This is a genomic window from Enterococcus sp. FDAARGOS_375, from assembly GCF_002393265.1.
Lineage (GTDB): Bacteria > Bacillota > Bacilli > Lactobacillales > Enterococcaceae > Enterococcus_D > Enterococcus_D innesii.
Window position 1 is genome coordinate 66,918 of record NZ_CP023514.1, and the last position, 22,320, is coordinate 89,237.

General features: G+C 33.9%; 23 protein-coding genes and 3 pseudogenes. 22 read left to right on the forward strand and 4 right to left on the reverse strand.

Annotated features, from left to right (window positions below; genetic code table 11):
• Nucleotides 1–226 precede the first annotated feature (226 nt).
• From CO692_RS00510 to CO692_RS00595, 17 genes and pseudogenes are all read left to right on the forward strand, one after another.
• The gene (locus tag CO692_RS00510; RefSeq protein ID WP_096741227.1) at nt 227–604 is read left to right on the forward strand and encodes a hypothetical protein; all 378 of its coding nucleotides are present in this window, start codon (nt 227–229) and stop codon (nt 602–604) included.
• Between the two features lie 193 nt (nt 605–797).
• On the forward strand, nt 798–1,136 hold the full coding sequence (locus CO692_RS00515; protein WP_002337564.1) for a hypothetical protein: 339 nt from the start codon (nt 798–800) through the stop codon (nt 1,134–1,136).
• A 185-nt stretch (nt 1,137–1,321) separates the two neighbouring features.
• On the forward strand, nt 1,322–1,801 hold the full coding sequence (locus CO692_RS00520; RefSeq protein ID WP_016612331.1) for a phage transcriptional regulator, ArpU family: 480 nt from the start codon (nt 1,322–1,324) through the stop codon (nt 1,799–1,801).
• A 1,098-nt stretch (nt 1,802–2,899) separates the two neighbouring features.
• Nucleotides 2,900–3,563, forward strand: a pseudogene (locus tag CO692_RS00530) (transposase); the annotation flags it as partial.
• A 262-nt stretch (nt 3,564–3,825) separates the two neighbouring features.
• Nucleotides 3,826–4,104 (forward strand): hypothetical protein, encoded by a 279-nt coding sequence (locus CO692_RS00535; protein WP_096741228.1) that lies wholly within the window; start codon nt 3,826–3,828, stop codon nt 4,102–4,104.
• Nucleotides 4,105–4,201: 97 nt separating this feature from the next.
• Nucleotides 4,202–5,818 (forward strand): ABC transporter transmembrane domain-containing protein, encoded by a 1,617-nt coding sequence (locus tag CO692_RS00540; RefSeq protein WP_096741229.1) that lies wholly within the window; start codon nt 4,202–4,204, stop codon nt 5,816–5,818.
• Between the two features lie 3 nt (nt 5,819–5,821).
• Nucleotides 5,822–6,673: an McbB family protein gene (locus CO692_RS00545; protein WP_096741230.1), complete on the forward strand. Its 852-nt coding sequence runs from the start codon at nt 5,822–5,824 to the stop codon at nt 6,671–6,673.
• Between the two features lie 40 nt (nt 6,674–6,713).
• Nucleotides 6,714–7,325, forward strand: coding sequence for a hypothetical protein (locus tag CO692_RS00550; RefSeq protein ID WP_123906403.1), 612 nt, complete (start codon nt 6,714–6,716; stop codon nt 7,323–7,325).
• A complete protein-coding gene (locus CO692_RS00555) occupies nt 7,325–8,329 on the forward strand; it encodes a YcaO-like family protein (RefSeq protein WP_096741232.1) in 1,005 nt (334 codons plus the stop codon). The genes CO692_RS00550 and CO692_RS00555 overlap by 1 nt, the downstream gene beginning before the upstream one ends.
• Nucleotides 8,330–8,380: 51 nt before the next feature.
• The gene (locus CO692_RS00560; protein WP_096741233.1) at nt 8,381–9,373 is read left to right on the forward strand and encodes a hypothetical protein; all 993 of its coding nucleotides are present in this window, start codon (nt 8,381–8,383) and stop codon (nt 9,371–9,373) included.
• Between the two features lie 13 nt (nt 9,374–9,386).
• Nucleotides 9,387–10,247, forward strand: coding sequence for a hypothetical protein (locus CO692_RS00565; RefSeq protein ID WP_096741234.1), 861 nt, complete (start codon nt 9,387–9,389; stop codon nt 10,245–10,247).
• On the forward strand, nt 10,244–11,050 hold the full coding sequence (locus CO692_RS00570; RefSeq protein WP_096741235.1) for a SagB/ThcOx family dehydrogenase: 807 nt from the start codon (nt 10,244–10,246) through the stop codon (nt 11,048–11,050). The genes CO692_RS00565 and CO692_RS00570 overlap by 4 nt, the downstream gene beginning before the upstream one ends.
• Nucleotides 11,051–11,081: 31 nt before the next feature.
• Nucleotides 11,082–11,762: a TraX family protein gene (locus tag CO692_RS00575; RefSeq protein WP_185932375.1), complete on the forward strand. Its 681-nt coding sequence runs from the start codon at nt 11,082–11,084 to the stop codon at nt 11,760–11,762.
• Between the two features lie 189 nt (nt 11,763–11,951).
• Nucleotides 11,952–12,074 (forward strand): annotated as a pseudogene (locus tag CO692_RS18115) (recombinase family protein); the annotation flags it as partial.
• Nucleotides 12,031–12,732, forward strand: coding sequence for a hypothetical protein (locus CO692_RS00585; RefSeq protein WP_226818080.1), 702 nt, complete (start codon nt 12,031–12,033; stop codon nt 12,730–12,732). The pseudogene CO692_RS18115 and the gene CO692_RS00585, both read left to right, overlap by 44 nt.
• Nucleotides 12,729–13,163: a hypothetical protein gene (locus CO692_RS00590; protein ID WP_096741238.1), complete on the forward strand. Its 435-nt coding sequence runs from the start codon at nt 12,729–12,731 to the stop codon at nt 13,161–13,163. Before CO692_RS00585 ends, CO692_RS00590 begins: the two co-directional genes overlap by 4 nt.
• 272 nt (nt 13,164–13,435) lie before the next feature.
• The gene (locus CO692_RS00595; protein WP_010749141.1) at nt 13,436–14,059 is read left to right on the forward strand and encodes a recombinase family protein; all 624 of its coding nucleotides are present in this window, start codon (nt 13,436–13,438) and stop codon (nt 14,057–14,059) included.
• A 207-nt stretch (nt 14,060–14,266) separates the two neighbouring features.
• Here the strand turns inward: CO692_RS00595 and CO692_RS00600 are convergent, their stop codons facing one another.
• Nucleotides 14,267–14,947: an IS6-like element IS1216 family transposase gene (locus CO692_RS00600; RefSeq protein ID WP_001067799.1), complete on the reverse strand. Its 681-nt coding sequence runs from the start codon at nt 14,945–14,947 to the stop codon at nt 14,267–14,269.
• 407 nt (nt 14,948–15,354) lie between these two features.
• Between CO692_RS00600 and CO692_RS00605 the strand changes: the two genes are divergently transcribed.
• Both CO692_RS00605 and CO692_RS00610 read left to right on the forward strand, forming a co-directional pair.
• Nucleotides 15,355–15,954, forward strand: coding sequence for a tyrosine-type recombinase/integrase (locus CO692_RS00605; protein ID WP_096741239.1), 600 nt, complete (start codon nt 15,355–15,357; stop codon nt 15,952–15,954).
• Between the two features lie 48 nt (nt 15,955–16,002).
• Nucleotides 16,003–16,317 (forward strand): annotated as a pseudogene (locus CO692_RS00610) (hypothetical protein); the annotation flags it as partial.
• A gap of 237 nt (nt 16,318–16,554) precedes the next feature.
• On the opposite strand, the gene CO692_RS00615 reads toward CO692_RS00610, so the two are convergent.
• Entirely contained in the window at nt 16,555–17,580 is a 1,026-nt protein-coding gene (locus CO692_RS00615; protein WP_096741240.1) for an IS30 family transposase, read from the reverse strand.
• Between the two features lie 173 nt (nt 17,581–17,753).
• Nucleotides 17,754–18,527, reverse strand: coding sequence for a DeoR/GlpR family DNA-binding transcription regulator (locus CO692_RS00620; protein WP_192940699.1), 774 nt, complete (start codon nt 18,525–18,527; stop codon nt 17,754–17,756).
• A 160-nt stretch (nt 18,528–18,687) separates the two neighbouring features.
• Between CO692_RS00620 and CO692_RS17805 the strand changes: the two genes are divergently transcribed.
• Entirely contained in the window at nt 18,688–18,885 is a 198-nt protein-coding gene (locus tag CO692_RS17805; protein WP_096741242.1) for a hypothetical protein, read from the forward strand.
• Here the strand turns inward: CO692_RS17805 and CO692_RS00630 are convergent.
• On the reverse strand, nt 18,801–19,421 hold the full coding sequence (locus CO692_RS00630; protein ID WP_096741243.1) for a DUF3737 family protein: 621 nt from the start codon (nt 19,419–19,421) through the stop codon (nt 18,801–18,803). The two genes, CO692_RS17805 and CO692_RS00630, sit on opposite strands and share 85 nt — an antisense overlap.
• Nucleotides 19,422–19,595: 174 nt before the next feature.
• On the opposite strand from CO692_RS00630, the gene CO692_RS00635 reads away from it, so the two are divergent.
• On the forward strand, nt 19,596–20,627 hold the full coding sequence (locus CO692_RS00635; RefSeq protein WP_096741244.1) for a LacI family DNA-binding transcriptional regulator: 1,032 nt from the start codon (nt 19,596–19,598) through the stop codon (nt 20,625–20,627).
• 345 nt (nt 20,628–20,972) lie between these two features.
• The gene (locus tag CO692_RS00640) at nt 20,973–22,223 is read left to right on the forward strand and encodes an extracellular solute-binding protein (protein WP_096741245.1); all 1,251 of its coding nucleotides are present in this window, start codon (nt 20,973–20,975) and stop codon (nt 22,221–22,223) included.
• Nucleotides 22,224–22,320 lie beyond the last annotated feature (97 nt).

Genomic DNA, 22,320 nt, shown 5'->3' on the forward strand with positions numbered 1-22,320 from the left:
ATGGACCTTACGACCGATTAGTGATAAAAACTATTAGCGTTCATTTTTCTCTCTAATCTCTAAATAGTTGCTTATTATATTTTTTTCATATGCATTTTTGAAAAATATTTTCTAATTGATTAGAAAGGATCTTATTGAAATTCGTTTATTAGATCGGATTCCTGTATACTAAAAGAAAAACAAACGAGGTGACACCCTTGTGACAACGGATAGATAACCAAAACAAATGTTGACAGTAAAAGAACTTGCTGAACTTTTTGGTATCAGCAGACAAGCTATGAGGAAACATGCTGACAACCTAGAGCCAACATACCTTGCCAAAAACAGCCAAGGGTATAAGACAGTTCTGTGGTCGGGAGTGTTGCACCTTGCTGACAAGCTAGGACGTGCTGAGTTGCTTGAAGCGTTCGAACTTCCTGACGCAGCAAGCTCTGACAGTATAGAAACGAAGTTGTTTGCACAGTTGCAACAAAAGGACGCACAAATTGAGCAGCTGCAGTCGTTATTAGCCCAACAACAAAAACTTCTTGATCAGCAACAACAACTAACTTTGCAAGTGAACAAACAAATACTGCTTCTGACGTCGCAGGAACACTTCTCATAAGATTTAAACAAAGAATCCAACAAAATGATACCAAAAATTTTAAAACGTCTCAAAGTGGTTATGAGACCCCCTCAGAACATAGGGGGAAATTTACTCCTGAAAATGAAGTCGTGCGACTGAAACAAGAAAGACAGAAGAAGTGGTGGCACTTTTTCCGTGAAACCTAAGATAGCGTTGAAAGGATGAATGGTGTATGTCGTTTTCAGCTTATGTTGACAGCTATCCGATTACTGCGTATATCGTGGGGCACCTTGGTTTGTCGGTGAGTGATTTTTGTCGGCGGTATGAATTTGATCCCACGATCGTCAGCGGCTGGCAGACAGCGAATCGTTCCGTTTTCTCCTTGCCTGCTGACTTTGTGGAATGCCTGGCTATTACGTCCGACAAAACAGCGGATCAAGTCCGCTGCATTTTACGCTTGTTAGAAAAGCAACATTTCGCTTATCTTGCGACGAGTCCAGCTTGGAACATAACACCGTTCCAACTCGTCCCCCCGATTTCTTCAAAAAAGATCCAAAGAGAAGAAGCTTGATTTACCGACGTTTTAGGCTCTCAACATAGCTAGACCAATTGAAAATCACAAAGAACGCCCGTCAATCGTTGCCATTTTGAGAAACAAAGACGAAAAAAGACCTGGAAACTCCAGGTCTTTTTTGATATAAAATTCAGGTTCAAACAACAACTGTTTGTATCACCTATCATGAAAAGAGGAATAATGTGCGATTATTTGATGTTCACCAATTTGAATTACCTGAAAAAGAGGTGATCGATTGGGAAAAAACCAAAGGAGAGATCGGATCGATGCTCTCTAGTTATCTTGTTTCAAGAGAAAGGATGGGATTGACGAGAATGCCGCCGATCCATTCAACGTATTCGCTTTTAGACCAAGATATACCAGAAATCAAACACTCTAGCTTTGTTCAAGAAAATCAGCAGTTCAAACAAGAGTTTCTTTATTTTCACCACTTGTTTTCTTTGGGTCTGACGGCCATTAGCCATCCATATAAACCAGAAATTACCGATCGGAGACGAAAGATTTTTTTGATGCGTTTTGTCTACGGATTATCAATCAATCATGTGAGCGATCGGATCCATTATCAGAAAAATGTGATCGTCGATGATTCTCAATCAGGCTTACTGCAGTTTGCGAACGCTTTGTCTATTTTGGCTTTAAAAGAACAAGAGATCTCTGCCTGATCCTGGTATTTTTTTCTACCGATTACTTCGGGTTGTGTCAGCAACACGGTTTCTGAAGGAGCGGTGGTGGTGGCTGGAGCGACTGAAGGAACAAGCATTTCACTCGGATTTAGACATAAAAAAAACGCTAAAAGCCTTGATAAATATAGGTTTTTAGCGTGAGTTATGGTATAATATGAGTACAGTAAAGTTTGTGACGGTGGCGCTTTTTTTGAAAGTGAGGTGGTGCATTATGAATGTACTATCGAAATCTGAAGAAAGGGTAGCCTTTTGCAAGATGTGGATATAATCGGCATTTTGTTAGCAATAGCGCCTGTTTTGTTAGCCTTCATTGGTTTAATCGAAGCATGTGTGAAACTAGCAGATACGATTATAAACACTCGTTCTTCTAAGCGTAAAAGCAAGAAGAAACGAAAAAAGAATGCAAAAAAATAACCGTCAGCTTTAGCCAGAGGACGATTATTTTTTAACAATTAATTAAACTGGCCACCGTCTTAAACGGTGCTGTAGGGGAGTTGTTAGCGCAACTCCTCTTTACATAGTAAGTATAGCAAGATTTCAGTGAAATATCAACCTTTTGCTCTACAGACGTGCCTTGCACGTCTATTTTTTTTGCCCTCCTAAGTGGTGGAGGCGGCTGGAACGTGGAGGGCAAAAAAGATCGCTTTTCTTTCTTAAAAAAGGTCTAAGTACCACCATTATTTTAAATCTTTTCTATTTGTAAATTCAAAGTGTCCCAAAACTTTACAGCGATAAATTGACCTATTGTTCGTGCTATTCTACTATCGCACTGTTTCGCACGGATGTTCCATGTTCCCCACATATCATGCAGTTAAGTTTTGAAAAAAACTATAGACGTCAGTTAAATTCGCATTACACACTATTTTTTAAACCAAATAAGTTAATATTTGATTCGTTTTATATAGTTATCTAATTAAATGGTTAAAGAGAGATAGGACTGTGAGCGGTTGGTGGTTATTTAAAAGCCCCTTTTAAGGGGCTTGCGAGTGGTGATCCCTTTTAGGGCTGTTAAAAAGCCACCCGTTTTCACGGGTGGATATTTACTTTAGGTATTAAAAAACATATCGTTCTCTAGGCTGTCAGGTATCTTTGACCACCATTATTCGTACATTGAAAGAGTTTAAAAGCTATTTACCAAAGCAATCTAAGAAGATTCTCCCAAGAGTATTAATGGTTGATGAATTTCGTTCGCATGCTTCTATAGAAGATAAAATGAGCTTTATTTGCGCAGATGGTGAAACAGGAAAATTAATAGATGTTTCGCCTACGTGTAAATTACCTCAATTAACAAGCTATTTCTTAGGGTGTACCAATCCAGAAGAAGTAGAATTCTTTGTGACAGATATGAACGTCGCCTACTTCCAGCTCGCTAAACGTGTTCTGCCAAAAGCGAAAATAGTGATTGATCGATTGCTTGAGTTTTCTGCGCACCTAGAAGGAGGCGTATCCCTTTTTTCATGAATTAGTTGAAGCCTTTCGAGACAAAGACCCTGACTTATTTTTCTCCTTATTGACAGAACTTCCCGAAACGTTAGATGACAGCTTTCGGGAAAAGCTTCAAAACCTTCTTACCCATGAAGAAGGCATCACCAACACAATGATCTATCCTTATTCCAATGGAAAAATAGAAGCGAAGAATACCCATATAAAGACAATGAAACGAGTATCCTACGGATTTAAATCATTCGAGAACATGAGAATTAGAATCTTTTTGATCAATCAATTAATCAAAGTGAGATAACAAAAAATCTGAGCCAGAATGTGGTTCATTCTGACCCAGATTTGATTTCGCACAACTTATTACAATAAAGCCAAAAAAAATTTTTTTGGTATTGATTATAAATAAAAAGCATTAAGATTTTCGGGTTATAACAATTTAAATAGACCAAGTTAAGTTAATTAAATATTGACATGTGTGATTAGAAATAATATCATTATTTTAATCCAGAGAAATCTGTGATTTATATACTGCTGCGAGAGAACTTTTCGGAAAGAAGGTAATTATGGGTGCTGCAAAAAATTTTAAAGAAATAAACGTTAAAGATATTATGGAAGATGAATTCGGTGTTTCTGACTTTCAATTGTCTGAAAATTCTATACAATTGAGTTCTCTTTGTGCTAGTCAATGTAGTTCTAAATGTTCGTCTAATTGTGGTAGTACATGTGCTAGTGCATGCAGTTCAAAATGCAGTAGTGCCTGCGCAGGTCTATGTATTGGTGGAGGCGTATCCGATGCAATGGATTTGTCTGAGGTAGTTTCGAAAATCGATATTATTTTATAAAGAAAATCTCTCGTTGCGGTATATATTTTCTTCTTTTAGCAAGAATATAAAAAAAGAGTATACCTTTTAAACGTCGTGATACTAAAGGAGATACGAAATGAGCATTAAAGAAAGTATATCAGCATATAAAGCCAAAATTTTATTGTTATATGTATCGACCATAGGACTCGCTATAATAATGGTAACTATCCCATTTATTGAAGGGCGTTTGATAGATAGCCTAGTGTACATAAAAAATAAAAACCTTTTTATTTTTTATTGCTTGATATTATTAGGATTAGGAATAGGCAGGATAATATTTTCATACTTTACTACTAAAGTCACAATTGTTGTAAAACAGCAAGTGACAGTAGATATTAACAAAAAAATACTTCATAAAATTTTGAGAAAAGATTCCAGTCAGATGGTGAAAATGGATCTAAACTATCTCAATTTTAGAGTTAATGATGATCTTGAGCAAGTATTAACCTTTTTCTTTGATCAGTTGCCTTTGTTAGTAACTAATGTAATCACTGTTGCTACTATAGTTGTATTCTTCTTTTTTGTTAATAAGATAATTTTATTATCTTTAGTTATTATAATACCTTTATATTTTATTTTGTTTATTATTTATAACAAAAAAATTTACATATCCACCTATTTTTTATCTGAGAAACAAACTATATATAATTCCATTCTAAATTCTATCTATAACAGATATGTAAATATCAAATCGAATGAAACAATAGATAAAGAGATAAAGAGATTAGAAAAAACAGAAAAAGAGTTGTTAAATGAAAAAAAGATAAACTATCATTTATTCTTTAACTTATCGTCAATAAAAATAACTCTAACTTTGATTTTTCAAATAGTTTTTTTTATTTTGGGAGGATTTGCTATTTTAAATGGATACTTAACGATTGGTTTGTTTACAGTTACTATCCAATATTTCTCATTTTTACTAAATACTGTTGATGAAATGTTCTCAATTTATTCAGATGTGCAAAAATCTAAAGTTTCTTGGAACAGATTATCAGATATAAACAAGCTACCTAATGATATTGATGGATTCTATAGTTTGGATAAGATTCGTATGATTGAGGTTAGAGATTACAATTTTTCTTATGACGGAGAAAAGTATTTATTCCCCCAAAATCTCAATTTTAAGTTTGAGACTAACAATATTTATGGGATTACAGGAAAAAATGGAGCTGGAAAAACTACTTTTTTATTATGTTTAATTGGTTTATTGAAGAATTTTACAAAAGGCGAAATTTATTATAATAAGAATAAATTGAGCGATATTAATATGAAAAAAGTTAGGGAAGAATCGACGTCGGTTTTCCTAAATTCAATGTTTGTTGATAATCTAGATGTTAAATCTTATCTAACATCAATTAGAGAAATGGATGAGATTTACTCAATATTAGAAAAAGATGTAATGAAAGATTTTTTTGATTCGAAATATTTTTCAATATACGATAATTTAAGCAAAAATATTGATGTTCTGTCTTCAGGAGAGAGACAGATGGTATATATTCTAGGAACAATATTGAAGAAAAATACAAAACTATATGTTTTCGATGAACCATCATCAAATTTGTTTGATGATCTAATTCCAGTACTAAGAAGACTGTTAGACTTTATTTCAAAGGATAAAATAGTCATTGTAATAACGCATGAACCTAAACTTCTAAAAGGAATGAAAGAAATATGTCTAGAAAGTAGGGATTAAAAAATGAAATTATACAGATTTGATCAATTTATCATGATGAATTTATCTGATAAAGAGTCAATAATTCAAAATACATCTGGTATTACTAAAATCAATCACCCCCAGGTTATTGAATTTTTAAAAATAATTGATCGCGAAAATGTGCTGACCGTTGAACATAAATATATAGAAGATTTTTTTAAAGAACTGACTCCTCGGGTAATCGAATTTTTTGAAAAATCAAGCATTATTAATGAGGTCAAGAAAAAAGAAGAATATAGCCAAATTCTGTTTTTTTCAAATGATAAAACAATAAATAAAAGTTTAAATTTCAACTTAGAAGGATCTTCAATAGAGTTTAGAATAGAGTGTATAAAATCAGCTGAAAGTATAGATAGTAAAATTTTGGAAATTTCAAACATTGAAGATTTTTTAATTATAGTGGTACTAAATCCCTTTGATTATAATATGTTTGTAAAGAGTAATGACTTAATAAGAAAAAGAAATTTAAAGGTTGTTTATTGTATAGGATATAATTCAAAATTTTATATTACAAATATTTTTAAAAGAGAATGGCATAATCCATGTCCAAAATGTTTTTTTTCGCAACTCGAAGCCAGCTTACGAGCAAAAAATAGAAATAGTCATAGTGTGACATTCCAAACAATTGTGGATTTAATTTATAGCAAGAATATAAAATATACTCCTGAATTACCTGTATCTAATAGAAATGTGATTGGTCTGGTACAAAAACTATTATCCTTTGATGAATTAGATGTAGAGAGGCATGCTAACGAGATTATCGAAATTGATCTTAAAGGTGAGACTCAGTATGATCAACCGATACATTGGGAATTATGTGATTGTATATACTGAAAATGCTTCCAAAATAAAACGTTCGCTAGGTGAGGTTATAATGACAAACAAAATTATAATAAAAAAAATTCATCAGTATTTCTTTGGGTATTTAACGTATCCACAAATTGAAGATAATTATAAATTAATTGAAGTAGCCGAGAATCGTGATACCGAGAATGATGAGGATTTTAATATTGAAGTATATCCTAAAATACCAATTAAAAATATTTCTATGGAACTTTATAATTATTTTAATCAATTAAATAAATTTATTTACTCTCATGAAAAGATAACCTCAATTCAAGTATTGGTTTGCGAAGACTATTTTTCGTTAAAGCGTGGCAGCTATAATTTAAAGTTCCCCTACTTATTGCTCACAGATAAATTTGAAGAAGAAAGAACCGGTCAACTTACTGAGAAGGATTGTCAGATGATTTTTTTTGTATACACAGAACTAGAATGGATAGAGCATTTCCATAAAGTTGGTTTATCAGAGAGTTTAAAGCAGGCTGGAGAAATTAGATATTTTTCTAAAAAATTCTGGAGAGAGAACGGGAGAAGGAGCAAAAAAATTAAAACAAGCCCAAATAAATTAACTAACATGGCTGGTTTAAATGTAAATAAAGTATTATTTTTGGATGCCATTGGTATTTTAGGGAAGGAACTGTAATGCTATTTGATACTTACGACATGAACTATGTCACATCTAATGAAAAATTCTTATCGAGAGGTTTTATCACTTTAGGGTCTATCAACACATTGTATATTGACAATAAATTAATGCCATATACTGCTTCTTCATACGATAAAAGATTGAGTATTTCTCTTTCTAAATTTTACAGTGAGTACTTAGAGCGTTCATCAATTGCCTTTTTATTCAATGATAAATCATCTATCAGTAGTTTGAATTTACTGAGCGGAAAATATAAAAAAGTTACTGCCTCAGAGTTTTCTTATGGACCTAATAAAACCAATGGACACGTTGATTCGACAGGAAGCGCATCAGGGAATATGGAATCCAAAAAAATAATAGAAAAGGCATTATCTGAATTGATTGAAAAAAATGAGTTATTCCTTTTTTGGTATAAAAAATTGGGGACTAGAATAAGATTAAATATTACTATAGAAAATGATTTAAAGAATAACGGCTTGGAAAATTTTGATAATAAATTTTTTTTAATTAAGAATATCAGCAGCTGGCCTACGGTTCTACATATAGTGTTTAAAGATAGAAAATTAGTGTCTTATGGAATATCATGTGATCCTGACTTAAATAAGGCTATTAAAAATGCTATCGAGGAAGCTAGAATTTTGAGAATGCTTAACATGTATGCTCGAAAATCATACTTTAATTTAAGTGAAGAAGATCATGAATGGTTATATCAATGGACTAATAGTCTTCCTACCTTTTTAAGTGATGTTAAAACGGAAGAACAAAATTATATTAAGTACTTAGATATATATTTGACTTCTAAGATAAAAAATTTAGATGTGATATTTTTAAACAAGGTACCTTACAATTACTCAGGTAAAACATTGTCGATCACGTCGGATTATCTAATCAAATGTGTGCCTGCCATAAATAATTTGAAAAATTGTATGCATATTCCAATAGTCAAAGAAAATGGAGGTATATCTTTGTTGCAAATGAAAGATTGCCTAATTGAAGTTTAGTGTACTAATGGGTTACTTAACAAAAGGTTAACAGTAGGGGGGAAATGTTTTTTGGAATACTCAAATGGGTATACATTTATTATAGATATTCCCAAATTTATAGGTCAGAATAGTGAAGGCAATTTACTGTCTTTAAATGTTGGAAACAGTTTTTCCGGTTCGTCAAATAGTGACTTCAGAAAAGCACTTCTAGGAACTATTGGTGAAGGAATGGAAAGGCAAATTCTATATGATTCTAATGTCGAAAATAATTTAAATTTAAATTGTATCAATCTCTTTACAAAGAAAATAGAGTCTATACCAGTAAATCAGCATACGAAGAAGTTCTTTTTTGATACCTGCGGACTGGCTACGCATCTTAGTACCTCAAACGCACTGGAAAATGCTCTAGGAGAATTTATTGAAAGGCAATCTTTTATATTCACCTATCTCTCAAAAAGAAAAGTTAAGAAGGTTATTAAAAATAACTTTTTCAAAGAAATAATACCTGACTTTCTTCATGATTTGAAATTTTACGAAATATCATTAATTTCGTCATACAAAGTTTTTTTTTCGATAGGGCTATTGAATACCTCTATAGTGATAGGGTTGGGAGCGGGATATACGGATGAAGAAGCACTGTCAAAATTAGCAAAAGAAATTTCCTCTTTTTCACCACATGGTAGCATAAAGGCAATAGATGGGGAAAGATATGACTATATACATCTATTTCATATGCTACCAATCGAAAATATAATCAGAGCATATCAGTTTTTAGAAACGAGTATAAACATCTACGAACCTAAAAAAGAAAAAGTTCCAAAACAAGATGAGGTCTTAGATGAATTGAATCGACTATGGGGAATGGAGCCTATGTGTACTGCTTTAATGAATGATCATTACAATACTTCAAGGTATACCTATAGTAAAAACATTAAAGTATTTGATTTGACCTGGTTTCCGTCGTTAAATTTACCAACATTTACAGATGAAATATATGATAGTGTTGAAACCAAAGGTAATTGTATTTTAGATAGGTCAGCAAACTTTATTCCGTTTCCTTAAAATAGGAGGTAAAATGTTAGAAATTCGAAAAAATCCGGAAGCAATTTATAACCGAGTGGATGATGAAAAATTTATAGTAAAAATGTATGGAAAAGAAATTATTTTAAGAGGTGTAAATGTTGAAAAGTATTTTATTCCTATATTTGATTATTTTATAGCACCTTCAAGTTTGGAAAAGTTAACGCTTCATTTGAAAAAAACGCTCATGTTTGAACCAGACTACGATAAAATTCACTCAATTGTCCTTACTTTGATTAAAGAACGGATTTTATTGTGTCAAATTTTAAGAAGAGAAATAGAAGATAGCGATGAAATAAACATTTTGCTAATTGATTTTTCTAAGAAAAAATTGGGCAGAAAAATTAAAAATATCTTTGATAATTCAGATGATTTAATCGCCCATAATTATGAGACTACACTTGCTGAATACGAAACTTTTGACGATCTTAAATTTGAGGTTCTCCTTGAAAAAGAATATCACATTGTTATTCCTATTTTTTGGGAGGTTGAACCAGAGGTCATTGAAACAATAGGTCAATTTGGATTAAATTGTATTCTCCCAATAATTTCAAATTATAATTATTTTTCAATTGGACCCCAAATAAGTCCATTATCAAGCTTAGCAAATGCAATATTCAGCTTGAGAAAAGAGATGTCTAGATACTATTATGTAAATAATCAAATAAAATGTTCTAACTTTTCAATTTGTTTGGGACATGTTATTACAGAGATCATTGAGATTACAAACTTATTTTATAGTAATACACAAGAAAATAATTCCATGACTATCAAAGACATGATTACTTTTAACTATAATTCATTTTGTCTGACAGTCAAAAGATACAGAAATATTGAAAGAGGTGATTATATATGAATTATGAAGAAAAATGTATCAGGTGTAATGACTCCACACTATTTGAATATTTTCATAATGAAACATCCCTATCCTTAAAAGATAAACATGTTTTTGATCGGTCTATTTCAGAAGCTTTTGATAATAATTTGTTTTTAAATGAGCTTTTAAACGTTAAAAAAAGGAAATTTAAAAATAACGAGAATAAAATAAATTTAGATAATTTTATGGAAGATATAGAAATTGAAAAAATTTTTTCTAAAAGAAAAAGTTGTAGAGTATTTAAGAATCAAATTATTGATATTGGTATTTTTTCAGGAATATTTAAGATGGGATATAGTATGAATAGTGACAATAGGATAACTATTCCCTCCGCTGGTGGATTATACCCTATAAAGTTGATGGTCATTGTTAATAACATAAGTGAAATAGATTCAGGAATTTATGAGTATGATCCTATTAATTGTTCCTTATACCCATTATCAAAAATGTTCGCAATGCAAGATTATAAAAAAATAACTTCATCTGGAACTCTAACAGAAAATGCAGCTTTTTCAATTCATTTTCTAGGCGATCCTAGACTAACCTGTTATAAATATCAAGATAGAGGATACAGGTTTTTGAATATAGAGTGTGGTCATATTGCCCAAAATATATCTCTAGCATCTACTTACCTAAATGTTGGATCTATTTGTTCAGGAGGGTTTTTGGATGGTCAATTTATAGATTTTTTAGATTCTAAATTAGGAATTGACTATAGCCCATACCTTTATCTGTATGAAATGTTTTTTGGATATGAATCTGAGGTGCATTCTACTGTCTAGAGAAGCCCTAAAAGTTATAGGTATTATTACAATGTTTATCAATCATTTTGGTAAAACTTTTGAGATATATCAATATTCAAGTATTGCCTTTTTTTTAACAGAAATATTAGGCAAGCTTACGTTTCCAATCATGGCCTTTCTATTAGTTGAAGGATTCACACATACAAAAAATATTAAAAAATATTTATTCAGGATGTTCATAGGATGGATTATTTCTATATATCCATTCTATCTATTTACAAAGCACGATTATACTTTTGAATCCATAAATATATTTGGAAATGTTTTTTTCACCCTAATGATGGGACTGATACTATTGGTCCTTTTGAAAAAACTTAAAAATAATATCGTGAAATTTATTCTATCTGTTATGGCTTGTTTGATTACTATTTCATCTGATTGGGGAATAATAGGTATTTTATTAATAATTGGTTTTTTTATTACAAAAGAGAATAATAAAACACATCTTCCAATTATATGTACTACGATTTATGTTTTTTTATTGTTCTTTTTTGAATATATTAAAAATCCGATACAGATCCCTGTTTACGAAATTTTTACATCACTTGGTATTCTGTTTTCATTGCCTATATTAAAAAGTTATAAAAATATTGAGTATCATGGCAGAAAATCTTTTAATCTTTTTTTTTACTTTTTTTATCCAGCCCATTTAATTTTGTTAGTAGGTGTTAAACATTTATTAACATCATAAATAACCCTTTAAAGTTAAGGGCATAAAATGGGTGAAGAATTTTGAATGAATGGTAATCTTTCGTTTCATTAAAGATTATTAAAAAAAGAAAGGGTCAGAAACTTTTAAGCTTTTGACCCCTTTATTTTTCCTTGATATACTTGACTTTGAAAGGTGTCAGAACCTTATTCCCAGCAAGTGTGAGAAAAAATGGCAATTTATTGGTATTCACGAGTCAATACCAGCAATCAAGATTACAAAACTCAAATTTTGAAATTAGAAGATACTGTTGCTGAAAAAATCTTTAGTGAAAAATACACCGGCACAAAAAAATACTAAGAAAGACTTAAAATGGAGGGTGTTTCCAATAGTACAAGCGGAGAAAAAGAAAAAATGGACAGATAAAAAATTAGATAGTCTAGGTGAGTTGATTTTGAAGCATAAATTCTGGACTATTGTTGTAGTAGTTGTTATTCCAATCCTAATTTTAATTGCTTTAAGCTATAAATTCAAAAATATAAATATTATTGATTGGTATTCATTTATTTTAGGTATATCTAGTTTTCTTGTTGGAATTTTAGTGTTAGAATCAATCACCGAGAAAGAAAGATTGTTGGACGCCATGCAAAATAAGAGGAAATCTGACACAATTCAAAATCTTTACAACGAATCTATAATAATAATGGAACAATTTTTGAATTATGACAAAGACTTCGAAGAATTTCAAAAGCAGGAAGAATTGGGTATGGAACAACATAGGGAACTTAAACAGAATTTAACGAAACTTACTCAAAATTACAAAATCAATATTGATAGTTTTTCAGACTTTAATAGCTACAGTAATGAAAGTGAAGTTAATTGGTTTAAAAAGAAAATTACTTTTTTGTCCTATATGAAAATTGTCAATTCACTTTATAGTGATTTAACAATTTTGAAAGAAGAAAATGATTTCACAGAAGAACTGAAAATCTGGGAGGATAAATTGAAATGAATAAAGAAGACGTTGCAATGAAGTTAATAAATTTAATTGAAGAAAAATTAGAAAGTATGCAATGGGATACTATTAGAGGAGGCGTAGTAGAAACAGGAGTGTTTATCAGTGATGAACCAGAAACAAGGTTTCTAAATGGTTATCTATCTCAAGGCGTTAGTAACAATTTTATGGTTATCGGACAATACATGGATCGTTTTTATACTGATAGCGATAAATTCCATGATAATTTAGATTATTTTATTTCATTTGGAGATTTAGAAGTCGAAGATAACGACATACCTGTACCTATAAATGTGAGTACCATCTTAAGAAAAGATTTAAAGTCTGCCTCATTTAAAATCAAATTAAAAGATTTATACGAGAAAATAGCTATTACAGTTTCCGGTGCTGATAATACGGAAGAATTTTTCAATTCTTTCATAAAATAATTATATTAAGTTATAAAGATAAGAGACACAATCTGCTTGAGTCTCTTATTTTTGTATCCCAAAATTCCATAATAAATCCATAGTTCGCTTTCTTCACTCTTTCAGTAGCCTAATTTAATTAGGTTACATAACATATTATGAGGCCACCAGAGTATACCCTGTTGGTCTTTTTTTGTATTCATGATATACTTGGTTTTCTAAGAGGTCAACAGAGTTGGGCAACAGGATTTTTAAAATGATCCAAATTTTGAATTTTCAAAGGAGTTTTTTCTATGGCCAAAATTGGATATGCACGAGTAAGTAGTACAGATCAAAATTTAGATCGACAATTAGAGCTTTTATCTGACTGTGATAAAATTTTTACTGACAAGTTGAGTGGAAAGGATACAAATCGAGAAGCATTTCAAGAAATGATGAATTTTATTCGTGAAGACGATATTGTGGTAGTCACCGAACTTAAACGTCTTGGTCGTAATAATAAAGAATTAACGGAAACAATGAATTTAATTCAATTGAAGAAAGCCACGCTTGAAGTATTAAATTTACCAGCGTTAACAGGTATTACTGATGATAACCTACGCCGATTACTTAATAACTTGATTATTGAATTATATAAGTACCAGGCTGAAGATGAACGTAAATATATACTTGAAACACAGAAGCAAGGTATTGCGCTTGCTAAAGCAAAAGGTAAGTATAAGGGTGGAAAGCCAAAGTATCGAGAAGATGATAAGCGTCTGCAATTAGCATTTAAATTATTTTTGGAAGGATCTACAGACAAAGAAGTTGAAGAACAGACAGGTATAAATCGAAGAACATTTAGAAGGTACAGAATGAAGTATGGTGTTACTAATGAAAGTAGGAAGAAAATAAAGAAGGGTGATAGTGATGTATGATTGCTCCAAAGAATTAGAAAAATTCTATAGAAAAAAAGTTGTACTTTCAGCAAAAGAATAAAATGAATTGAGAGAAAAACGTAAACTTAATATTAAAAGATTAAAAGAGGGTGCAAGAATTGTTTCTAGTCGATGGTAGGGAGTTGTGCAAAGGGTTCTGTTGCAAAGTTTTAAATAAAGAATAAAATCCCTTACGGTATCTATGATTTAAGCTGGGATTCCCAATAATACCTTGATTTCAGTACAGACCGAAAACCCGAAGAGAGTGCCTTCTTTTCGGGTTTTCTTATATAATCCTCGAATGGCTTCCATGCCTTTAATCGTGGTAGAGGCAGTGCGTAAACTTCGATAGAATTTATTGCGTCTCTTTACTGGACGATGGTCTTGTTCAATCAAATTATTCAGGTATTTAATGGTACGATGTTCTGTCCCTTGATAAAAGCCGTATTCTTTTAGTTTCTTAAAGGCACTTGTAATAGAGGGGGCTTTATCTGTGACTACAACCTTCGGTTCATCAAACTGCTTCACTAACCGCTTAAGAAAAGCATAGGCTGCTTGTGTGTCCCGTTTTTTACGTAACCAAATATCCAAGGTTAAACCATCTGCATCGATGGCTCGATACAAATAATGCCATTTTCCTTTAATTTTGATGTACGTTTCATCCATTTTCCATGAATAAAAGGATTTTTTATTTTTCTTTTTCCAAATTTGATAGAGTAGTTTACCATATTCTTGCACCCAACGATAAATAGTCGTATGAGAAACGTTAATGCCACGATCATATAAGATTTCTTGAACTTCACGATAGCTAAGGTTATAACGAAGATAGTAGCCCACGGCTACAATAATCACATCCTGCTGAAATTGCTTTCCTTTAAAAGGATTCATCGTCATTCCTCCTGCTATCTTTTTCTATTATTCTACCTTATTTGATAGTAGATTTAAAACTTTGCAACAGAACCATTCTACAGAAGGGACTTCCTTTTTTCTATTTACACAAAATATTTTACACTCTCTTTATGTTCACTTGTCATTTAAAAAGTGTATAAATTTTTTTATATTTTTAAATTAAGTTTAATGCCTTTTCGCTAGTTTAATAGTTTGAAGGTTCTATGTAAATCTTTTGAAACAAATGTGACACAAACTGATTCTGTCACATTCATCAAAATCGCTCCATCCTTAGAGGCTCTAAGAGAAAATCACTTTTCTTTTAGGGCCTTTTTTCTATAGCTTGTTTAAATGTGACTTATTATCTGTTATAATCATATTAAGTAACATTTGAGAGGGGGCTAAAAATGAAGAGCGTGGAACCGATTCGCGACAAAAAAAAGATCGATGCCATGAAGGCAATTTTGGCTTCCGGAAAATATGGGCAACGGAATTTGGTGCTTTTTTCAGTCGGGATCAATACAGCCTATCGAATCTCCGATTTAAGACAGTTAAAATTAAGTGATGTATTAGAAATTTCTCGTGGACGGGTGATTGTTAAGGAACGTCTGGCCATGAAGGAACAAAAAACGGCCAAACACAATTCGGTCTTCATTTCGAATAAATTACGAAAAGTGATTCTCGACTATGTTCAATCTGAATTTACTGAGCAGCTACAAGTACATGACTTCAGCAATTATTTGTTTCCAAGCCGAAAGGGAGCAGATACGCCTTTGACCCGACAAAGCCTTTGGCGGATCATTCATGAAGCAGGAACGGCGGTTGGGTTGAAAGAAATTGGCCCCCATTCGATGCGCAAGACCTTCGGCTATTTTTTGTATAAGCAAGGGACCAAAACAGAAATCATTCAGTCGCTGCTCAACCATTCTTCACAACGGGAGACTTTACGCTATATTGGGATCACCCAGGAAGACAAAGATACCGCAGTAAAGAGTTTGGATCTATGACAGAATAATATCTTATATAATAGAAGGAAAAATTCAAGAGGTGAGAAAATGAATGAAGAAAAACGGTCTAAATTTCCCGATAAATACCATTTATCTCGCAAAGAGTCTGAAGAAAAATATTGTGGAACTAGTGTATAATACGGGGAAATTTGAAGGATTGAATACAACGCTATTACAAACAGAAGAGATTATTAAGTATAATCGGGCCAAGAATGTGGCTGTAGATGATGTCCTGACCGTCGTTAACTTAAAAAGAGGCTTTGAAATACTTTTAAATGACGTACAGGAGCCCTGTTAGAGACAAGTAAGAGGATTAATCGAGTAATCATGGTTAGGAGGCACTTTTTTCCTATGAGGTATAGGGATATAAGTCTCAATAATTTGTTAAAGAAGTAATATACTTATAAGTACTGAAGCCGAGATTGGAAATTGATATGACAAGATAACAAAGTAAACTATATCAGACACGGAAAAAAACATTGCGAATTTTTTTATTGATTTTAAAAATAAAGGAGTAGTATATGAAAACTATAAATCTCCCAAATTTCAAGTGCAAGTTAGCCACTTATTGAAATTCATTGGTTATTTAGTTTTTGATGGTTATCTAGCGGCTAAGGATAGCTCCGATAGCTCGTTCAATAAACACTCACGCGGAGTGGCGTAACCCAATATTCTTCTCGGCAAATTGTTCATCCAATCCTGTACACGACGAATGGTAGTCAACGCTACATCTTCCATACGTGTTCCTTTCGGTATAAAACGGCGAATCATCCCATTATGATTTTCGTTGGTCCCTCGTTCCCATGAAGAATAGGGATGGGTGAAATAAACTTCCGTAATATCTTTAAGAAGTGTGGTTAGACCAGCGAATTCAGCACCATTATCTGAAGTAATCGTTTTGAAAAGCACTTCGAAATCGTTGCCCGCAGCTTCTTTTAAAGCAGTCAGTGCACGATCAACTGGATTAGCTGCTTTTCCATCGATTTTGATGATTATTTCGTAACGTGTTTTACGTTCGGTCAATGTAAGCAATGCTTGGTCTTTGCCAACGCGCAGTCCGTTCACCGTATCAATTTCCCAATCACTTTTTTTATTCTTCCTACTCTGTGATCGCTTGGTGTTTCGTCGAACCTTGAGATGCAGATCAATATTTTTTGTTTCCAGCCAGCCGAGATCAATATAGGTGTAAAGGGTTGTGGTACAAGGGATTGTCTCATTTGGAAACAAGCCGAGTTTCTTTGCACGACCAACAACGACATCAGGCGCTTGTTTTTCTGTCTTCATTTGATGATCGGCATACGCCATGAACTTTGGCGAAGAAACCCATTTCAGTTGTTTTCGAGAATTTGTTCGTGCGTTTTCGTAAGCGGCTTGACCAGCATCTGCGGAATAAACAAACGATTCATATTCGTAGGTTTTACCATTTTGGACTTGGCGCCTGATTTGGCGAACCGTACCGTCTTTTACTTCGCTATGAATGGTTTGAGGGGCACGTCCGAGTAATTTTGCGATCGCACGATTCGACAAAGGGCGATCGATTTGTTTCCAAGCTTCAATTTTATTTCGTTCTTCATAATCAAGGTGTTTGCCTTTGCGTAAAAATGTGGTATTCTCAGTTTGCGTCATTGTCATTTCATCCTTTATTGATTGTGTAGGAACTTCAATAATACATGAAATTGGGCAATGATGTTTTTTTATTTTATGAAGTGGCTAAGTTCATTTTAAAATTCGCCAAGACTTAATCATGACAAATTCTGTATCTAAGATTGTTCCATCTACGTCAAATAATACCGTTTTAATCATGTTTGCACCCACTTTGAATTTATTATAGAAACATTACTATCTGATATTGTTCTTTCTAAATCATCTGGTAGACGACTTTCTACAACAAGAAAATCAATATCTTCGAAATCTAAACCTTCATAGTTATGACTTAATCCGATTTTTGTATTATCAATTAGTAAAACTACAAGTTTGGATTGTTTTCTTATCTTCTTTTTGAAATCTATATCTTCATCGTAGGCGTAATAAATGCCTGAGGTTGTGATTCCAGCGGCACTCATAAAAGCAACATCAAAGATAAATGAATCCAGCTCAAGCATCGGTTTCGTTCCAGCGACATTTCGTTTGATAGGATCGACGGTTCCACCTAAAATCTTAGTTTTACACTTAGTATTTCTCAATAGTTGATCGGTAATATCTAATGAATTTGTCGTTACTACGACATTGTCATAAGGTCTTATATGTCTTGGAATGCAACTGACCGTTGTCGAAATATCTAAAAAAATATGGGAATTATCTTTTACTAAATTACTAGCAGTTTTTGCTAGAATATCTTTTTCAGCACTGAGATCTTCAGTACGTTCAAGATATTCATCTAAACGACTAAATGTATTGGGCAAACTAATTCCACCATATGTGCGATCGATAGCATTATTTTGTGCTAATTTGACAATATCTCTTCTTGCTGTATCTCTTGAAGAACCTGTTAAGGTAACAATTTCCTTCAAACTAAGAGTTCCGCGCGTCTTCAATTCCTCTAAAATTAACTCAAGCCGTTTCTTTTGAATCATAAACATGCCTCCTTTTAAGCCGGTATAAGTATATTTAAATTTTAGCTTAAAATAGCTTATTCGTTAATGTTAACCCCTGGTATATAACTAAAACACCCAACAGAGAATTGCTGGATGTTGCACTTTATTCTAGTATTCGGGAGTTATATATTTTTGGCGAATGTTAAGTTTAACTGCAACTATTGAACAAAGAGCAAGGTACCATAATCTAATGTCCTCTTACCGTAATATTGATTGGACTTACAAAGAAAAGAAGTACTTGCTTTGGTTATGTCAGTTAGATGTAAATACCTTTGAAACATTTGAAGTGATTCTAGATAAGATTAAAAACAGCAATGAAAAAAGAGCTGATCTATAATGGTTCGCTCTTTTTATTTTATTAACTCTTTGGTTACTATATGTAAAATACAGCTTCATAATAGTCGCGCATTTACATTTTTTGATGGGATTGACTTGTGATTGTTCCAAAATTAGCTCTTTGATCTCACTAGCGCTAATAGAACCTGAATACGTGTTCTTAACATTACTGATTGCTGATGTGACATTGATGTCCACTGTGGAGTACTCAAAAACTAAATCGGTATTGATGATTTTAGCGCCATCGATTACTAGATATTCGATGTGACACATACCTTGTTCCCTTTCTATATAACAGTTCACGAAACGCAAATTCTTACTATTCCAACCAAGATATTCGGCGATGATCGTTGAATCATAGACAGTAACATCTTCACAATTCCAGAAGGCGTCTTTTGATAACAATTTTGAATTTTTAATGATGATATTTTTGTCTCCATCACTTGTTACGACAGATGAAATAAGGTAAATATAACATGGCTTGATTATTTCGTTTCGGGAATACTGATGCGGTTCTAGTAGGTGAGCTCGCCACATTGACTATTATCGCTGTGATTAATGCTAGCACTTGAAAAGATGACGCGAATGAATTTAGTGCGATTGTTGTTTGCTTTTCTGTAGCCACAGAGATCGGTAATTCTGTAGGTAAACATTGCATTGTTAACTTAAAACAGTTATAGTGTACATGAATACATACTTGAGGTGAGAAAAATGGTTGGAATTAGAACTGTGGCAAAGCGGGCGGGTGTTTCAGCAGCGACTGTGTCTAGAGTCTTGAATGAGGATAAGACTCTATCTGTCACCAAAGAAACCAAAGAGCGAATTTTAGAAGCAGTAGCCTATTTTAATTATGAGAAAAAAGAACGGGTGACCAAGAGTAAACACGTATTGAGCTTGATTACGACTGTTTCCGAAATCAAAGAGTTGGAAGATCCGTATTTTCGCTCGATTCGGATCGGAATCCAGCAACAGTCTGAGTTGAGTAAGATCGCCACAAAAAAAGTGATCCGCTTGGGAGAGCAGACTTTAGACTATCAAGACCTGCGCTCTAGCGCCGCAATCTTGGTGATCGGCCAAGTACCGGTGGCAGTAATCCGTAAAATCAGGGAGGTCAATCCTCATGTGATGGTGGTGGATGATTCACGTCCTGAATTGTTAGAAATCGGGGCCGACACAGTCGCCACCGATTTTCCTGGTGCGACGGTCCGTCAACTGGATCGCTTATATGGTAAAGGTCACCGCCGAATTTTTTTTATCGGTGCGCAGCGGACCATCACAGATGAAGCTGGTCAAGAGATGAAAGAAAACAACGATGTGCGACATTTGGCCTACCAACAGTGGATGTTGGCCCATGAATTACAGGCTGAAATGAAAGTCTATTTAGGTGATTGGAGTACAATCGATGGTTTGAAGGTCACTGAAAAGTTGATCAGAGAAAATCAGGGAAAGATGCCTACTGCTGTGATGGTGGCCAGTGACCCTATTGCCGTGGGAGTCTATCGCGGTTTGCAAAAGCATGGTTACCGCGTGCCAGAGGATGTCTCGGTGGTGAGCTTTGATAATATCGAGATATCGGAATATCTCACCCCGCCTTTGAGTACGGTCAATATTGAGACAGAAGAGCTGGGAAAAATCGCGGTGCGCCTCGCCATGGAACGAATCCAAGGTCAGCGGAAAGTAGCCGTTCAGGTCACCTTATCCAATGAGATCATTCAGCGGGATAGTGAAACAACGGTCTCTTGATAAAAAAACGGACACGAAAAGAGTTAGGAAAGACGGCTATAAAAATCGCCTTTGGTGATGTCTCAAAAACCGAACAAATGATGAACCACTTCACTTTTGAAGTGGTTTCTTTGTAGATTTTTCAAGTTTTTTTGCTTGATTGGGATGCTCTTCGGAAATTTACTGAAGGTGAAGTCGAACTAGTTTCAATTACACGTAACAATAGTTACGTAACAAAAGTAAAATCCATCGAAAACAAATAAATAAACATATAGATTTTTTTGTAATAAACAGTTGACAAAACATTTAGTGAGCATTATGATGAGAGTGCAGAAAGAAAGCGCATACTATTTAGGAGGGGTTATTATGAAGGGAAAAGGAAAATGGATTACAGCGGCAGTTTGCGGAGTGAGCCTATTGGTTTTGGCGGCCTGTGGCGGAGGGAAAGACACAGCCAGTGGCAAAACTGAGATCGAGTTTTTCAGTCAGAAAAAGGAAATGCAGCCGACTTTGCAAGAAATCATCAATGATTTTGAAAAAGCCAATCCTGATATCAAAGTCAAATTCACCAATGTACCTGATGCAGGAACGGTCTTGAAGACGCGGATCTCCAGCGATGACACACCGGATGTGGTGAATGTTTTTCCACAAAATGCTGATTTTCAAGAATGGGCCAAAGCAGGTATCTGGGAAGATCTAACTGGCAAAGACTATCTGAAAAATCTAAAAGAAGGGGCGGCTGAGACTTACGCCATCAATGATAAAGTCTATAACGTGCCATTGACGAGTAACGCCTGGGGCTTCTTCTTCAACCAAGATAAGTTTGACGAATTAGGCTTACAACCACCAAAAACTTGGGCTGAATTTGAAAAACTCGTCGCAGATATCAAAGCAAAAGGGGAGACACCTTTCGCCTTATCATTGACCCAAGCGGATGCTTGGACATTGAACGGTTACCACCAATTAGCTTGGGCAACAGTAGATGGTGGCTTTGAGGGTGCCAACAATGCGTTGGTGCATAGTCCTAAAGGCGCCATCAAGACCAGCAATCCCGATTTCCAAGAAGTCACCAAAGAATTGGATCTTCTTCATGGGAACGGCCAAAAAAATGCCAACGGGGCTACTTATGACGATGCCATCGCGGCTTTTGCAAAGGGCAACGCACTGATCTTCCCTAATGGTATCTGGGCGTTACCAGCGATCCAAAACCAAAAACCAGAATTCAAGATTGCTTCATTTGCTTACCCTGGTTTGAAAGACGGTGAAGAAATGACCGTGGGGGCAGCCGATTTAGCCTTGTCCATCTCTGCGAAGTCAAAACATAAAGAAGCAGCTGAGAAATTCGTGGAATATATGACCACCAAAGAAGCGATGCAAAAATACTATGACAAAGATGGTGCCCCAACTTCTGTAACTGCCGTGGATCAGGAAGGCAAGTTCCCAGAGACCCAAGGGATTACGCAATATGTCTTTACTGATCGCCAAATCGTTTGGTTGCAAAAAGAATGGACTTCTGAAGAAACCTTCCACCATATGACTGTTGAATATGTCAATTCACAAGACAAGCAGCAATTAGCGGACAATCTGAATAATTTCTTCGACACGATGAAGAAATGATCGTCTCTATGATATTCCGGTCGTATCTACAATCGCAACGAAGTAAATAAACATTGTGGGCACGATAAGAGACCTCGACAAATTTTTGCTTCACGTC

Excerpts from the sequence above, each read along its gene's own strand:
- CO692_RS00515 (WP_002337564.1), top strand. The coding sequence starts at position 798 with ATGTCGTTTTCAGCTTATGTTGACAGCTATCCGATTACTGCGTATATC.
- CO692_RS00540 (WP_096741229.1), top strand. The coding sequence starts at position 4,202 with ATGAGCATTAAAGAAAGTATATCAGCATATAAAGCCAAAATTTTATTG.
- CO692_RS00595 (WP_010749141.1), top strand. The coding sequence starts at position 13,436 with ATGGCCAAAATTGGATATGCACGAGTAAGTAGTACAGATCAAAATTTA.
- CO692_RS00600 (WP_001067799.1), bottom strand. The coding sequence starts at position 14,947 with ATGAATCCTTTTAAAGGAAAGCAATTTCAGCAGGATGTGATTATTGTA.
- CO692_RS00635 (WP_096741244.1), top strand. The coding sequence starts at position 19,596 with ATGGTTGGAATTAGAACTGTGGCAAAGCGGGCGGGTGTTTCAGCAGCG.
- CO692_RS00550 (WP_123906403.1), top strand. The coding sequence starts at position 6,714 with ATGACAAACAAAATTATAATAAAAAAAATTCATCAGTATTTCTTTGGG.
- CO692_RS00615 (WP_096741240.1), bottom strand. The coding sequence starts at position 17,580 with ATGACGCAAACTGAGAATACCACATTTTTACGCAAAGGCAAACACCTT.
- CO692_RS17805 (WP_096741242.1), top strand. The coding sequence starts at position 18,688 with ATGTTAAGTTTAACTGCAACTATTGAACAAAGAGCAAGGTACCATAAT.
- CO692_RS00570 (WP_096741235.1), top strand. The coding sequence starts at position 10,244 with ATGAATTATGAAGAAAAATGTATCAGGTGTAATGACTCCACACTATTT.
- CO692_RS00565 (WP_096741234.1), top strand. The coding sequence starts at position 9,387 with ATGTTAGAAATTCGAAAAAATCCGGAAGCAATTTATAACCGAGTGGAT.
- CO692_RS00535 (WP_096741228.1), top strand. The coding sequence starts at position 3,826 with ATGGGTGCTGCAAAAAATTTTAAAGAAATAAACGTTAAAGATATTATG.
- CO692_RS00545 (WP_096741230.1), top strand. The coding sequence starts at position 5,822 with ATGAAATTATACAGATTTGATCAATTTATCATGATGAATTTATCTGAT.
- CO692_RS00620 (WP_192940699.1), bottom strand. The coding sequence starts at position 18,527 with ATGATTCAAAAGAAACGGCTTGAGTTAATTTTAGAGGAATTGAAGACG.
- CO692_RS00555 (WP_096741232.1), top strand. The coding sequence starts at position 7,325 with ATGCTATTTGATACTTACGACATGAACTATGTCACATCTAATGAAAAA.
- CO692_RS00605 (WP_096741239.1), top strand. The coding sequence starts at position 15,355 with ATGAAGAGCGTGGAACCGATTCGCGACAAAAAAAAGATCGATGCCATG.
- CO692_RS00640 (WP_096741245.1), top strand. The coding sequence starts at position 20,973 with ATGAAGGGAAAAGGAAAATGGATTACAGCGGCAGTTTGCGGAGTGAGC.
- CO692_RS00510 (WP_096741227.1), top strand. The coding sequence starts at position 227 with ATGTTGACAGTAAAAGAACTTGCTGAACTTTTTGGTATCAGCAGACAA.
- CO692_RS00630 (WP_096741243.1), bottom strand. The coding sequence starts at position 19,421 with ATGTGGCGAGCTCACCTACTAGAACCGCATCAGTATTCCCGAAACGAA.
- CO692_RS00575 (WP_185932375.1), top strand. The coding sequence starts at position 11,082 with ATGTTTATCAATCATTTTGGTAAAACTTTTGAGATATATCAATATTCA.
- CO692_RS00590 (WP_096741238.1), top strand. The coding sequence starts at position 12,729 with ATGAATAAAGAAGACGTTGCAATGAAGTTAATAAATTTAATTGAAGAA.